The organism is Mycobacteroides sp. PCS013, assembly GCF_049532645.1.
Lineage (GTDB): Bacteria > Actinomycetota > Actinomycetes > Mycobacteriales > Mycobacteriaceae > Mycobacterium > Mycobacterium gwanakae.
Window position 1 is genome coordinate 2314599 of the sequence record NZ_CP150131.1, and the last position, 13536, is coordinate 2328134.

The window sequence follows — 13536 nt, forward strand, 5'->3', positions numbered from 1 at the left end:
TGGAAGGGGCAGGTTGTTCACACCGAGTCGACGGTCGTCTCCGTCCGCAATTCTTTGCGCCAGCTCCATAGCCCGACGGCGGCCATCACGGTGAGAAACGCGTATAGACCTGCCGTCAGGTTCAACCCCTTGAACAGATAAACACCTACGGAGAACGTGTCGGTGATGATCCAGAGTGCCCAATTCTCGATCCATTTTCGGTTCATCATGAATTGGGAGACGATACTGAGCCCGGTGATCACCGAATCAAGCTGAGGGGCATTGGAATCGGTGAACGTGATGAGGAACGCATACAGTCCCGCCACCAGGACCGCCAGGGACAACGCCAACGGCAGCCACGCCCGCCGTGGCGTCCGCCGCACCGCGACACCATGCCGATCCGGGCTTCCCCGCTGCCACAGGTACCAGCCCTGAGCGGCCAGCGCAATGAACATGACCTGCAGGGCAGCGTCGGCGTATAGGGTCTGCCGGCTAAAGACCACGATGTAGAACAGCGAGCTGACGATCGCGACCGGGAAGGTCCAAATATTCTGGCGGACAGCGAGGATCACGAACAGCACACCGGCCAGGCTGCCGATTAGCTCTGTCCAGTCCACCGCAACAGGCTAGCCGAGCACCAGTAAGCTCGCGCCATGGCGACACCGGCACCACTGCGAAGCTTCGCGTGGCTGGCCACGATCATCAGCGAGAGCGAGCCACACTGCGGCGATGTGCGTGTTGTGGCCATCGACGGCCGGGGCGCCGCCGGCAAGAGCACCTTTGCTGCACGACTACACACAGCGGTATCGGCGACAAGCCCGTCTACTGCGCTGCTGCACACCGACGACTTCGCGTCCTGGGAGACGTTCTTCGGGTGGTGGCCGCGGTTCGAGGAGCAGATTCTCGCGCCCTGGGCGCACGGCAACTTGGCGCAGTACCGGCGCTACGACTGGACGACCCGAGAATTCGGCCCACCGGAGCAGTGCGCACCGCCGTCGGTGCTGATTCTCGAGGGCGTCGGCTCGGGCCGCGCAGCCGCCGACCGCTGGTTGAGTTCGCTGATCTGGGTGCAGACCGGCCAACTGACCCGTAGGCGCCGCGCGGAGGTTCGCGATGGCGAGGAGCTCCGCGAGTTCTGGCGATTGTGGCTCAACGAGGAGGAAGCGCACTTCCGTCGGGATCCCACCGCGGTGCGCGCCGACCTCATCGTCGACGGCGATCCCGCGGTGCCACCGGACGACCCCGACCGCGACTTCCTGCTCAGCCGTTAGCGCAGCGGCACCGTCGGCCCGTTCGGGTCAAGTGGCGCACAGCTGTCCTGCCCTACCGTCGTGGAGCATTTCGCCGCCGGGATCGCCGGGCGGTAGCCGGCTGCGGTGCCTGCATCCCGGGTGATCTGGGTGTAGGTCTGGACGGCATCGGTGGGCACGCGCTTCAGTGCCGGATCACCCAGCGCGTCTACGGTGTAGAGGCCGAAACGTGGCCGGTAACTTCCCCATTCGTAGTTGTCGACCAGCGACCAGTAGTTGTACCCGATGATCGGGATACCGTCGGCCTTGGCCCGCTGTAGCCAGAAGACGGTGTCGTTGAGGTACTGCGATCGGGTCACGCCGTCAGAGCGCGGCTTTCCGTTGTCGGTGACCATGCCGTTCTCGACGATGTAGATCGGCAGCCCGGGGTATCGCTGCGCGTAATGCCGCGACACGTAGTAGATGTCTTCGGGCTGCAACTTGATGTTCCAGCGTGCGGCCATGCTCTGCGCCGAGGCTGGATTGTCCAGGGCGGTGCCGGTGTAGTAGTCGAAGCCCAGGTAATCCAGGCTGCCGGTGACCCGGTCGAAGAACGAACCCTCCAGACCCTTCACCCCGAAGCCTGCGAACTGTGCCAACACATCCGGGGGGATGTAGGCCTCGTTGGTGGTCACCTTGGCCTTGGGGTCGGCGTCGTGCGCGGCCCGGTACACCGCACGATGAGCCTGCGCAAGACGATCCAGGAAACCTTCGAACTGATCGGGTTTGATCGCGCCGGTGCGCACCTCCATCGCCCCGAAAGCCAGCGGCTCGTTGATGCTGACCCACAGCACCCCTTGTCCGGCATAGCGTTTGGTGATTGCCTTGGCGAAGTCTTCGAACGCCGCGATGTTGTTCATGAAGCCGCCGCGGTCGGCGACCCAGCCCGGGTATACCCAGTGCATGAGCGTGATCATCGGGGTCATGCCGTTCTCGCGTAGCGTCGCGACGATGGAGTCGTAGTACGCCAGTTCCTTCTCGTCCCATTTGCCCGGCTCGGGCATCACCCGCGACCACTCCAGCCCGAATCGAAATGTATTGACGCCCATGGCATGAGCATTGGCGATGTCTTCGGCGTATCGATGGCGGAAATCATCGGCCTGCCGGTACGGGTCGACCGGGCCAGCCCCCAGAGGATCAGCCCCGGGCTCAACCGGCCTACCGGCGGTGCGATCGACATAGCGTCGCCAATTGCTGTCGGGAGCACTGCCCTCCACCTGGTAGCCCGCAGTTGCAGTACCCCAGTAGAACCCGCGATCCCAGGCGGAGTCGTCCTTCGAACTCTCCTGCTGCGGGCTGCAAGCGGCCAATCCCAATGCCACGACGACTGCCGATGCCACTACGGAGACGATCCATTTCATACGAAAACCATACACTGTATGGTTTTCTAGGCCAGTAGCCGCTCCCACACCCGCCGCATGTGGCTGCCCATGTCGATGGATGGATCCGACATCCACTGGATCTGAATGCCGTCTGCGGCCGCGATCAGCGCCGCCGCGGCGAATTCAGCATCGACATGCTCGGGAACCTCGCCCGCGGCCTGGCGCCCTCGCACGTACTCGGCGATAAGCGTGCGCATCCTTTCGTACCTGTCCCGCAGGTAAGCACCGGCAGGGTGGCCCGGGTCAACGGCCGCGGCGGCCGCCAATGAGAGATACACCGTCCCGGAACCGGGCTTACTCGCCTTGTCGAGCATCGCTTGTGCGAGCACCTCGCCGGGGTCGATCTCGGAGTCCGAATTGCCATACCAATGTTCAAATCTGGCATCGGCATCGCGCTGGATCTCGGTGAGGATCACATCGCGCGTCGGGAAGTAGTGCATGAGCCCGGCCAGGCTGATGTTGGCTTCCTTGGCGATGACACGCATCGAGGCGCCGGCCTCCCCGTCACGCTCCAACACCGTCAACGCCGCGGCGAGGATCTCCCGGCGCTTGGCCTCCCCTTTGGGATACCGCTTTGTATCAGGCCCAACAGCTGGCATTGCCCGAGGCTAGCGCACAAACAGTTCGGCCCCGCACAGGAACGAATCCTGGCGGGGCCGAATTGTTTTGAGAAACCTAGGCTTGGCCGACCTCGAACCGCGCAAAGCGGGTCACGGTGACACCGGCCTCGTCAAGCAGAGCCTTGACGGACTTCTTGTTGTCGGACACCGACGGCTGATCCAGCAGCACGACATCCTTGTAGTAGCCAGTCACGCGTCCCTCGACGATCTTGGGCAGCGCGGCCTCGGGCTTGCCCTCGGCCTTGGCGGTCTCCTCGGCGATGCGACGCTCATTCTCGACCACGTCGGCCGGAACGTCTTCGCGCGTCAGGTACTTGGCCTTGAGCGCAGCGATCTGCAGCGCCACAGAGTGCGCGGCACCCTCGTCCGAACCGGTGTACTCGACCAGCACGCCCACGGCCGGCGGCAGATCCGCGGCGCGCTTGTGCAGGTATGCCTCGACCGTTCCATCGAAGTACGCCACCCGGCGCAGCTCCAACTTCTCGCCGATCTTGGCGGCCAGGTCGGCGATCGCCTGCTCAACGGTCCGGCCGTCCTCGACCTTGGCGGCCAGGAGGGCGTCGACCTCGCCGATCTTGCCGGCAGCGGCCGCACCGACGATGGCGTCGGCCAGGCCCTGGAACTCGGCGTTCTTGGCAACGAAGTCGGTCTCGGAGTTCAGCTCGACAAGTGCGCCGTCACGCGCGACAACCAGGCCCTCGGCGGTGGCGCGCTCGGCACGCTTGCCGACGTCCTTGGCACCCTTGATGCGCAGCACCTCGACGGCCTTGTCGAAATCACCGTCGGACTCGGCCAGGGCGTTCTTGCAGTCGAGCATTCCGGCACCGGTCAGTTCCCGGAGCCGCTTCACATCGGCGGCTGTGAAATTCGCCATTTAGCCTTCCTCGGTTGTGGTTTCGGTGGTCTCGGCCGCGGGCGCAGCACCGTCGTCGGTGGTTGCGACAGCGGAGGCGAGCAGTTCCTGCTCCCACTCGGCAAGCGGCTCGGCGGCCTCTGGCTTCTCGTCGCCACCGGCCAGGCCGGAGCGGGCCTGCAGGCCCTCGGCGATCGCGGAAGCGACGACCTTGGTGAGCAGCGCGGCGCTGCGGATCGCGTCATCGTTGCCCGGGATCGGGTAGTCGACGACATCGGGATCGCAGTTGGTGTCCAGGATCGCGATGATCGGGATGTTCAGCTTGCGGGCCTCTGCTACGGCGAGGTGCTCCTTGTTGGTGTCCACCACGAAGATCGCCGACGGCACCTTCTGCATGTCCCGGATACCGCCGAGGCTGCGCTCAAGCTTGTTCTTCTCACGCGTGAGCATGAGGATTTCCTTCTTGGTGCGTCCCTCGAAGCCACCGGTCTGCTCCATCGACTCCAGCTCCTTGAGGCGCTGCAGACGCTTGTGAACAGTGGAGAAGTTGGTGAGCATGCCGCCCAGCCAGCGCTGGTTGACGTACGGCATGCCAACGCGAGTCGCCTCTTCGGCGATGGGCTCCTGAGCCTGCTTCTTGGTGCCGACGAACATGACCGACCCACCGTGGGCGACGGTCTCCTTGACGAACTCGTACGCCTTGTCGATGTAGGTCAGCGTCTGCTGCAAGTCGATGATGTAGATGCCGTTGCGGTCGGTGAAGATGAACCGCTTCATCTTGGGGTTCCAACGACGGGTCTGGTGCCCGAAGTGCGCGCCGCTGTCAAGCAGCTGCTTCATAGTTACTACAGCCATGAGTCCATGGTTCCTTTTGTCGGTTGTCGCCTGGGATCGGGTGATCCTGGGCCCTAGCGTCTGCTGATGCCGGAACCCATTCCTCGATTCCCGAAGGAAACCCTGGATGGGACCGCCCGGCATGCTGGTCACGAGTTCGTGTACAGACGCGCGAAGTCAACCCGCTAGGCGAGTTGCGGTCATGAGTTTACATGCTGCGACGAGTGCTTTTCGCCACGCACCGAAGCATCGGGCGCAGACCCCGTAGGTTATCCACAGAGGCCGAAATGGCTCTTTCCTCCACCACAATCGTCCGGTCACGATGATGTCGTGAGGTTCAGAAGGGTGGGCTGTCCCGGACTGATCCTGGCCGTGGCGCTGACCGCCTCCCCCGTGGCCACCACCGCACCGGGCGACACGGGTGATCGTTTCGGCTGGCCGCTACGTCCTCGACCTGCAGTAACCCGGCACTTCGACAAGCCGCGCGAGCGTTGGAACCGGGGCCATCGCGGGGTCGATTTGGCCGGCTTCCCCGATCAGCGGGTGGCCGCGGCCGGGCCGGGCATCGTGGTGTACGCCGGATCCCTCGCGGGTAGGACGCTGGTCTCGATCGAACACGACGGCGGCCTGCGCACCACCTACGAGCCGGTTACCCCACTGGTCAAGCCTGGTCAGCGCGTGAGCGGGGGATCGGTCATCGGGACACTACGGCCCGGACATCCCGGCTGCGATGGTGCGGCCTGTTTGCACTGGGGCGCGCTGCGCGGGCCTGCTTCGGCGGCGAACTACCTGGATCCGCTGGGACTGTTGGCCGCTACGCCGCTACGGCTCAAACCGCTTCAGGCGGGCTGACAGATGTCGACGTGCGCGGGCTTTCCCGTGGCCTGCGACAGCCTGGTGACCGCGTCATGGAATCTGTCGAGTGCGTCCTGTTCGGTGACCACTTGGTAGAACGCACGCATCTCACCGCCGTTGGCCATACACACCCACCACGGCGGGTACACATCAGCGGTCGCCGTTCCCGGTGCCACGAGTCCGAGGCCTACGACGGCGGTAGTGGCCGCCACCAGAATTCCGGCGCGCATGCTTGGAACTCTAATCATCGGACCGATTTCGACCAGGCCCTTGCCCACAATTCCAGCGGCGCCAGCGCGACGAGCAACGCCTTGCCCACCGCCGTCAGCGAGTACTGCCCGTCCTGGCTGCGCACGATGTGGGCGGCGGTCAGCTCGCTCAGGCGTGTGGTGAGGACGCCGCTCGATACCTCCCCGACGTCGCTCATATGCTGCCTGAGCTCAGAGAAAGTCTTTGACCCCGACCGCAGCTCCCAGAGCGCCAAAATGGCCCAACGGCGACCGAAAAGGTCGAATGCCGCGTTGAGTGGCTGCCCGGAACCGGACCCCCGCACGGGCTTGCCCGGGCGGGGCGTGGCGACCCCGTCGGGCGACTCCGCCTCGGATATCCCGGCACTGGCGATGATCGTGATCAGTCGGCTGGCGCGCTCGGCCATCTGCTCTGCGCTCTGGTCTGGGTGCCGGATCCACCAGGTGATCATGGCGCCGACCATCCCCATCCAGCCCTGCGTGAGCACACCGATGTCCTGTGGATCGCGCAGCTCGGTGGCCGCACTTCCCACCGCGGCCACGCCCTGGCCGGCCAGGGCAGCGAGACGCATTCTGGCGATCCGGGCAGCCGCCAGTGCATCACTGTCCTCAGGCAGCGTCTGATCCCAAATCACCAGCCAATCGGATGGGCGGGGTGCCAACGCCTGAAAGATCGCCTGCAGCACTGCCCGTGGCAACGCGAGTGTGGGCGGGGCCGCCTCCATTGCCGCAGCGATGTGGTCACCGACGATCGCTCCGGCGCGCTGCACGCACGCGATGTAGAGCTGCTCCTTGGACCCGAAATACGCCAGCACCATGGGCTTGGATACACCGACCGCCGATGCCACCGCCGCCAGGGACATGCCCGCGTATCCGCTGCGGCCGAACTCCTGGCACGCGGCATCGAGGATCTGCTGCTCCCGCTCGGCGCGGGGCATGCCCTTGGTACCTGCCCGTGTCACCAGTCCCTTGTACCAGCCTCGAGCCTTCCCGTGCCGAGTATTCATGTGCGCGGCATCACAGTAGACCGATCGGTGTGATGTTCATATGACCAACTGTTAAATTAACAATCGGCCAGTTAACGTCAACGCTCACCAACCGGATCAATGAGGAGCTGGAATGCGTGGCGCGTGGGTGTATCTGGTATCGACGGCGGTCCTCTGCATCGCCGGGGCCTACATAGCCCATCTGCGGCTCAGCGACATTCCCGACCCCGCCATCGGCCATTCGGCCAAGCCTCCAGTCATCGGCAAGCCACGAGACAAGGTCGTCGAGTACCGGCTCGACGGGCCCGCAGGCAGCGCAATCACGGCGTCCTACTTGGACGTCGACGGCGCCGTCCGCGAAGTATCGGGCACCCTCCCCTGGCAGACCACCCTGCACGCCAAACAACTTGTCGTCCCCGCCGGACTCGTCGCGCAAGCCAGTTCGGGGCAGATGTCTTGTCGCATCACGATCGACGGGCTCACACGTGACCAAAGCGCGGCCAACGCATCGGCCGTCTCCTGTCAGGTGGCGGTGGCGTGAATCTCTTGGACAAGTTTCGCGTACAGGTATGGGACAAGTTGTGGGCCGGGCCCGCGGACGTGGCACCCGCACCGGGACGACCGCTGCTGGCGCGGCTGCTCTACCGGTTCTCCATACCTATCCTCGTGGTGTGGCTTGGCGCGGCCGGTATTCTCAATCTCGCTGTGCCCCAGCTGGAAACGGTGATCAAACAGCACGCCCGCTCGTTTCTGCCCGATGACGCCGCCTCCGTGCAGGCGATCTCGAAGATGGGCGATTACTTCGGCGGTGCCGGTACCAACAACTTTGTCTATCTTCTCCTCGAGGGCGAAGCTCCGCTGGGCGCCGAGGCGCACCAGTACTACTCGTCGATCCTCGATCGGATCAACCAGGACAAGAAGCACGTCAACTCCTCCATGGATCTGTGGTCCGATCCGCAGTTCGCGCCGGCCAACGAAAGTGCCGACGGGAAGGCCGCATACGTCCTGATCAACCTCAAGGGCAACATGGGGACTGCCCTGGCCATGGAATCGACCGCGAAGATCCGCGAACTCATCGCCCAGTACCCGCCGCCCAAAGGAATCACCGCGCACCTGACGGGTCCCTCCGCGGTGGTGAACGACGAGCTGGTGTCGATCAACGACTCGATCCTGATCCTGCTGATCGCATGTGCGGGGCTGGTGGGCCTCATCTTGTTGGTGGTGTACCGCTCGCCGATCACCATCGCGCTGCCACTGCTCGTCGCGGGAGCGGGGCTTGCCGTCGGCCGGCCCATCGTCGCGTTCCTGGGCCAACACCAAATCATCGGTGTCTCGATTTTCGCCTCGGCACTACTGGCGGTGATCGTGCTGGGCGCCGGAATCGATTACGGCATTTTCCTTTTGGGCAGATACCAAGAGGCACGGCGGGCCGGCGAAGACCCGGTCGAGGCGTACTACACGGCACTGGCGGGCGTGCAACACATCATCATCGCCTCGGGGCTCACCGTTGCCGGGGCGACAGCCTGCATGGTCTTCACCCGCCTGGCCATCTTCAGCACGTCGGGGCTGCCCTGCACGGTTGCGGTGGTGGTCACCCTCGCCGCAGCGCTGACACTCGCGCCCGCCGCACTGGCCGCGGGTAGCAGATTCGGATTCTTCGAGCCGCGCGAGGAGAAGTCTCAGCGCCGGTGGCGGCGCATCGCCACGTACGTGGTGCGCTGGCCAGGGCCGGTGTTGGCGGGCAGCTTGGCTGTGCTCGCGATCGCATTTCTGGCGGTGCCCGGGTTTCAGCCCAGTTACAACGAGCGGCAAGCTCAGCCCAGTGACTCCCCCGCGAACGTCGGCTTCGCCGCTTCGGACCGTCATTTGCCGCCAAATATCATGTCCCCCAGCGTCTTCATCGTGGAAGCAGACCACGACATGCGCAACTCCGCGGATCTGATCGCCCTGGCGAAAATGAGCAATGCCGTACTGAATATCCCCGGTATCAGCAATGTGCAGGGCATCACCCGGCCGCTGGCGGCCCCCTTGGAACTGGGGACACTGCCCGCGCAGGCCGGTTATGTCGGTGGGCGGCTGACCCAGATGACCAAACTGCTGACGCAGCGCATCGAGGACCTGACCGCTCTCAGCGGCCGGGTGGGCCAACTTTCGCTGACGGTGCGGGGCCTGGAGCAAGCGCTGCGCACAGGAACTGTAGGTGCAACCCAGATACATTCAGGTGCAACGGAATTACGCACCAGTCTGGCCGCCGTGGTGCAGAAGGTCGACTCGTTGCGTGGGACGGCCAAACCGGCCGAGGACTTCATCGGCGGGATCCCGAACTGCCGCGATAACGACTATTGCCAGGCCGCCCTCACCGGCTTCTCGCTCTTCGACGATCTGCACCGTTTCGACGGGCTTGTCGGCAATCTGGTGAACGGAACCGGCACGCTGGCACAGACCTTGCCGGCACTCGGTGCGCAGTTGCCGGGACTCAAGGACTTCATCACCCAGGTCAACGCGGTTATCGCACCGCTGCAGAGCACCCTGCAGGTTCTGCTGCCCCAGGTCACCGAGATCACTCAGTTCACCGATGACCTCAGCAAGAGCTTCACGGCAGGCGACCCGAGTAACTCCTTCTTCATACCCACGCAGGCCTTCGAGAATCCACTCTTCAAAAGCGCTATGCCGTACTTCTTCTCCCCCGACGGCAAGGTGACCCGGATGGTCGTCACTCCGGAAAAGGAGGGGTTCAGCCAGGAGGCCATGGATCTGAGCTCCGAGATCATCCCGACGGCACTGCAGTCCATCAAGAGCACATCGTTGGCAGGCAGCACGGTGAGTATCGGAGGGCCGGGCGGCACCCTGCTGAACATCGAGGCCTTCACACGTGAGGACTTCATCACCAGCGCCGTGGCCGCGTTCGCCTTCGTGTTCTGCGTGATATTGATCCTGCTGCGCAGCCTCGTCGCCGCGATGGTGGTCATCGGGACTGTCGCGCTGTCCTACGTCTCGGCGCTGGGCCTCACCGTGTTCGTCTGGCAGGACCTCGTCGGGATCCCGCTGCATTGGTCGGTGGCGCCACTGTCATTCGTGTTCCTTGTCGCCGTCGGCGCCGATTACAACATGCTGCTGGTGGCCCGGTTCCGGGAAGAGATACACGCGGGCATCAAGACGGGTGTCATCCGCTCTATGGCCAACACCGGCGGGGTGGTGACAACCGCGGGCCTGGTCTTCGGTTTCACCATGTTCGCGATGATCGTTGCGCCGGCGCGCAACATCGCCCAGCTCGGTACGGCGGTCGGTCTCGGGCTGCTGATGGACACCCTGATCGTGCGATCGTTCCTGGTGCCCGCCATCGCGACCCTGCTGGGCCGCTGGTTCTGGTGGCCAGTCGTGGTACACGACAGGGCCGCGAGCCGCGACGCGGTCCGACAGAGCACGGCACCCCCAGGCCCGCTGAATCATGCACAGCTCGTAGGCGCGCCGCGATGACGTGCGCGGATTCTGTTCGAGACCAAGGCAGGTGAGCAACACATGCGGTGGCGCAGTCTTTCATCAACCGGTGTAACCCACACCTCTGTCGAGATGCGCTTAGGCACAAGATATCTCGATGACCACAGGTGCGAATTGAACCTCGGCCCGCTGCAGCTCAGCATTGTCACACCGCACGCTTGGAACCGCGGGTAACGGCCGTGCTTACGGGAGCCGGGTTCGCCGCAGTGCTTCTGTTCCTGGTGGTGGTGGCCCTGTGGGCGGCCGGTGGTAATGGCGGGTCGATGAGCTATTACCAGCGCGAAGTGGAACGCATGATGCGCAAGCAATCGCGGCAAGAAAAGGCGAGTTTGGAGGCGCGAACCCGCCGTAACCGACGGCAACGCTGGAGGAGTCGCGTCAACCCGGCTCAGGCATGCCGACGGAAACATGAGCACGAGACCTGAGTGCCTCACGACATCACGCCCTCGGGTGCGCCTGATCGTGGACGGCTCGTAGACGCGCCACGGTGACGTGGGTGTACAGCTGCGTGGTGGCCAGCGTGGAGTGCCCGAGGAGTTCCTGAACAACACGCAAGTCCGCACCGCCTTCCAGCAGATGCGTTGCGGCGCTGTGCCGCAGACCGTGCGGGCCGATATCGGGGGCGCCGGGCACGGCGGACATGGTCTGATGCACGACGGTGCGAACCTGACGCGGGTCGATGCGCCGGCCACGCGCGCCCAGGAGCAGCGCGGCACCCGAGCCCGAGTGGGCGAGATCCGCCCGACCGCGCTCCAGCCACGCCGTCAGCGCATCGGCGGCGGGACCTCCAAACGGCACGGTGCGCTCCTTGTCGCCCTTACCCAAGACGCGCAACACCTTTCGCGACCTATCGATATCGTCCACATCCAAACCGCAAAGCTCACTGACCCGAATCCCGGTGGCATAGAGCATCTCCACGATCAGCCGATCCCGCAGCGCCATCGGATCATCTTGCTCGGCACCCGAATGCGCGGCTTCCATCGCCGCCACGGCCTGGTCTTGTCGTAGCACCGCAGGGAGGGTGCGGCGAGATTTGGGCTGTTGTAGGCGAATCGCGGGATCCGTCTTCATCAATCCGCGACGGGTCGCCCACGCGGTGAAAATCTTCACCGCCGAAGTACGCCGCGCGACCGTAGACCGCGCCGCACCCTGCCGGGCCTGAGCGCCGAGCCATGACCGCAACACCGGCAATGACAGATCAGCCAGGGATGCCTGCGGATTGGTCGCCGACAAGTGATCAAACAACGAGGTGAGATCGCCACGATAGGCCCGTTGGGTGTGTACCGACCGTCCGCGCTCCAGCGCCAGATGCTCGGCGAACTCGTCGAGAATCGCGGTCAGCTGCGGAGTCACTCCCTCACGGTAGCTTCGGCGGCCGCTAGCTCCTGCTTCCACACGCGGAAAGTCTCCTCGGTTCGCCCACGGCGCCAATAGCCCGAAATCGAGGCGGCCCACTTCGGTGCGACCCCACGTTCCTTGCGTATGTACGGCCGCAGGTTGTGCATGACGGTCTGGGCCTCGCCGTGGATGAATACCTGCACCTGTCCGGGCAGCCACTCCGCCGAGCGCACCGCCGCCACTAACGGGGCGTTGTCCCCCGCCAGGCTCTCATCGACCTCGTCGGCACCAGCGCCCCGGTGAACCCAGACAATCTCGACATCGCCGCGGGTGTCGAAGGCGATCTCATCCTGCGGGCCTGCCACCTCGATGAACACCTTGGCGCGGGCGCCCTCTGGAAGTGCTTGCAGCGCGACGGTGATCGCCGGGACGGCCGATTCATCGCCGGCGAGCAGATGCCAGTCAGCGGCGGGATCTGGCGAGTAGGCGCCGTGCGAGTCGGTGAGATACAGCTTGTCACCTGGCGTGGCCCGTGCAGCCCACGGGCCCGCCACCCCAGTGTCGCCGTGCACCACAAAGTCGATCGCGATCTCGCGGCGGTCGGCATCTACGGAACGGATGGTGTACGTGCGCACGGTGGCCTGCATGTCGCGCGCTTGGTCAACATCGCGCGGACCCGGCCCTTCGTGGCCCTCGGGAAGGAATATCAGCTTGGCGTAGCTGTCGGTATCCGCGTTGGCCTCGAAACCGTCGAATCCGTTACCGCCAAGCACCACCCGGGTGATGTGCGGAGTCACTTGTTCGGTGCGAACGACCTGTAACTCGTGGAGCGGGCGTGCCATATCGCCTCCTGCGTCGAATCCTCCATGTCAATTGCCTTGACTATACGGAGGAATGCCTGTGAATGGGCGCCCCCGTCAGGGCAGCATGCCCCTGACAATCAGCTCTGCGGCGGCCTCGGCGTGCGCGTGCACCTGATCCGGATCGAACACGGCATCGCCGAAGACGGTACGAGCCAGCGCTCCGCTACTGAACAAGGCGGCGGTACCGGACGTGATGAGAAAGAAGCTGGTCTGCAGCGGCACATCGCGCAGTTCGCCTGCCTTGACCGCCTCCTCGTACACCGGCCCGAGCCGTTCTTGCATGGGGATGACGTAGGCCTGACAGATGTGTTGCAGCCGCTCGCTGTCCTGGCCCGCCTCGATGTCCATAATCCGGATCAATTCGGGGTGTTCGGCCGCGAAGATCACAAACATCTTGATGAATCGTTTGATCCGCTCCGCAGAATTCAGGCTCTCGTCGTCATCTGCCAGCACCTTGTCGACGATCGCCTGAAATCCCCAGTCGACGGCCGCGTACCACAGCTGTTCCTTGGACGAAAAACGTTGATGTAGCAGGTTATGACTTACGCCCAGCTCGCGATTGAGGGTCCGCATCGACATGCCCTGATAGCCGTGCGTGGCGAACGCTTGCAGCGCCGCGGTGAAGATCGCGTCGGCCGACACCCCCTCGCCGCCTTTGCGCGGCCGGCCACGAGGGCGCCGCGTCAACTCACCCGTTTCAGTCACGAAATCCGCCACATCCTTCCTTCCCAACCATCATCCCCCTATTGGCTGGCAATCGCGTTCAGGCCTTCCGCACAACGGTCATGATC

Annotated in this window: 14 protein-coding genes; 4 read left to right on the top strand and 10 right to left on the bottom strand. The window is 64.4% G+C overall.

Annotated elements, in window-relative coordinates:
• Positions 1–17 precede the first annotated feature (17 nt).
• Positions 18–596: a nicotinamide riboside transporter PnuC gene (pnuC, locus tag RHO23_RS11380; RefSeq protein ID WP_064409169.1), complete on the bottom strand. Its 579-nt coding sequence runs from the start codon at positions 594–596 to the stop codon at positions 18–20.
• A 36-nt stretch (positions 597–632) separates the two neighbouring features.
• Here pnuC and RHO23_RS11385 point away from each other — a divergent pair, with 36 nt between their 5' ends.
• The gene (locus RHO23_RS11385) at positions 633–1250 is read left to right on the top strand and encodes a uridine kinase family protein (protein WP_423489088.1); all 618 of its coding nucleotides are present in this window, start codon (positions 633–635) and stop codon (positions 1248–1250) included.
• Here RHO23_RS11385 and RHO23_RS11390 read toward each other — a convergent pair.
• From RHO23_RS11390 to rpsB, 4 genes are all read right to left on the bottom strand, one after another.
• Positions 1247–2629, bottom strand: a complete 1383-nt coding sequence (locus RHO23_RS11390; protein ID WP_423489089.1) for a family 1 glycosylhydrolase — start codon at positions 2627–2629, stop codon at positions 1247–1249. The genes RHO23_RS11385 and RHO23_RS11390 overlap by 4 nt on opposite strands.
• 26 nt (positions 2630–2655) lie before the next feature.
• A complete protein-coding gene (locus tag RHO23_RS11395; protein WP_070921510.1) occupies positions 2656–3249 on the bottom strand; it encodes a TetR/AcrR family transcriptional regulator in 594 nt (197 codons plus the stop codon).
• A gap of 76 nt (positions 3250–3325) precedes the next feature.
• A complete protein-coding gene (gene tsf, locus RHO23_RS11400; protein WP_046254186.1) occupies positions 3326–4144 on the bottom strand; it encodes a translation elongation factor Ts in 819 nt (272 codons plus the stop codon).
• Positions 4145–4978 (bottom strand): 30S ribosomal protein S2, encoded by an 834-nt coding sequence (gene rpsB / locus RHO23_RS11405; protein ID WP_030094010.1) that lies wholly within the window; start codon positions 4976–4978, stop codon positions 4145–4147.
• 372 nt (positions 4979–5350) lie between these two features.
• Between rpsB and RHO23_RS11410 the strand changes: the two genes are divergently transcribed.
• On the top strand, positions 5351–5809 hold the full coding sequence (locus RHO23_RS11410; protein ID WP_423489217.1) for a M23 family metallopeptidase: 459 nt from the start codon (positions 5351–5353) through the stop codon (positions 5807–5809).
• Here the strand turns inward: RHO23_RS11410 and RHO23_RS11415 are convergent.
• On the bottom strand, positions 5797–6042 hold the full coding sequence (locus tag RHO23_RS11415; RefSeq protein ID WP_046254187.1) for a hypothetical protein: 246 nt from the start codon (positions 6040–6042) through the stop codon (positions 5797–5799). The genes RHO23_RS11410 and RHO23_RS11415 overlap by 13 nt on opposite strands.
• Before the next feature lie 14 nt (positions 6043–6056).
• A complete protein-coding gene (locus tag RHO23_RS11420) occupies positions 6057–7022 on the bottom strand; it encodes a TetR family transcriptional regulator (RefSeq protein ID WP_046255895.1) in 966 nt (321 codons plus the stop codon).
• Positions 7023–7179: 157 nt separating this feature from the next.
• Between RHO23_RS11420 and RHO23_RS11425 the strand changes: the two genes are divergently transcribed.
• Positions 7180–7587 (top strand): MmpS family transport accessory protein, encoded by a 408-nt coding sequence (locus tag RHO23_RS11425; RefSeq protein WP_046254188.1) that lies wholly within the window; start codon positions 7180–7182, stop codon positions 7585–7587.
• A complete protein-coding gene (locus RHO23_RS11430) occupies positions 7584–10523 on the top strand; it encodes an RND family transporter (RefSeq protein ID WP_423489090.1) in 2940 nt (979 codons plus the stop codon). Before RHO23_RS11425 ends, RHO23_RS11430 begins: the two co-directional genes overlap by 4 nt.
• Positions 10524–10982: 459 nt before the next feature.
• Here the strand turns inward: RHO23_RS11430 and RHO23_RS11435 are convergent, their stop codons facing one another.
• From RHO23_RS11435 to RHO23_RS11445, 3 genes are all read right to left on the bottom strand, one after another.
• Complete coding sequence (locus RHO23_RS11435; protein WP_423489091.1) at positions 10983–11897, bottom strand: tyrosine recombinase XerC; 915 nt, start codon at positions 11895–11897, stop codon at positions 10983–10985.
• Complete coding sequence (locus tag RHO23_RS11440) at positions 11894–12724, bottom strand: siderophore-interacting protein (protein WP_064409173.1); 831 nt, start codon at positions 12722–12724, stop codon at positions 11894–11896. Before RHO23_RS11440 ends, RHO23_RS11435 begins: the two co-directional genes overlap by 4 nt.
• 75 nt (positions 12725–12799) lie before the next feature.
• Positions 12800–13387, bottom strand: coding sequence for a TetR/AcrR family transcriptional regulator (locus RHO23_RS11445; protein ID WP_030094019.1), 588 nt, complete (start codon positions 13385–13387; stop codon positions 12800–12802).
• Positions 13388–13536: the final 149 nt, after the last annotated feature.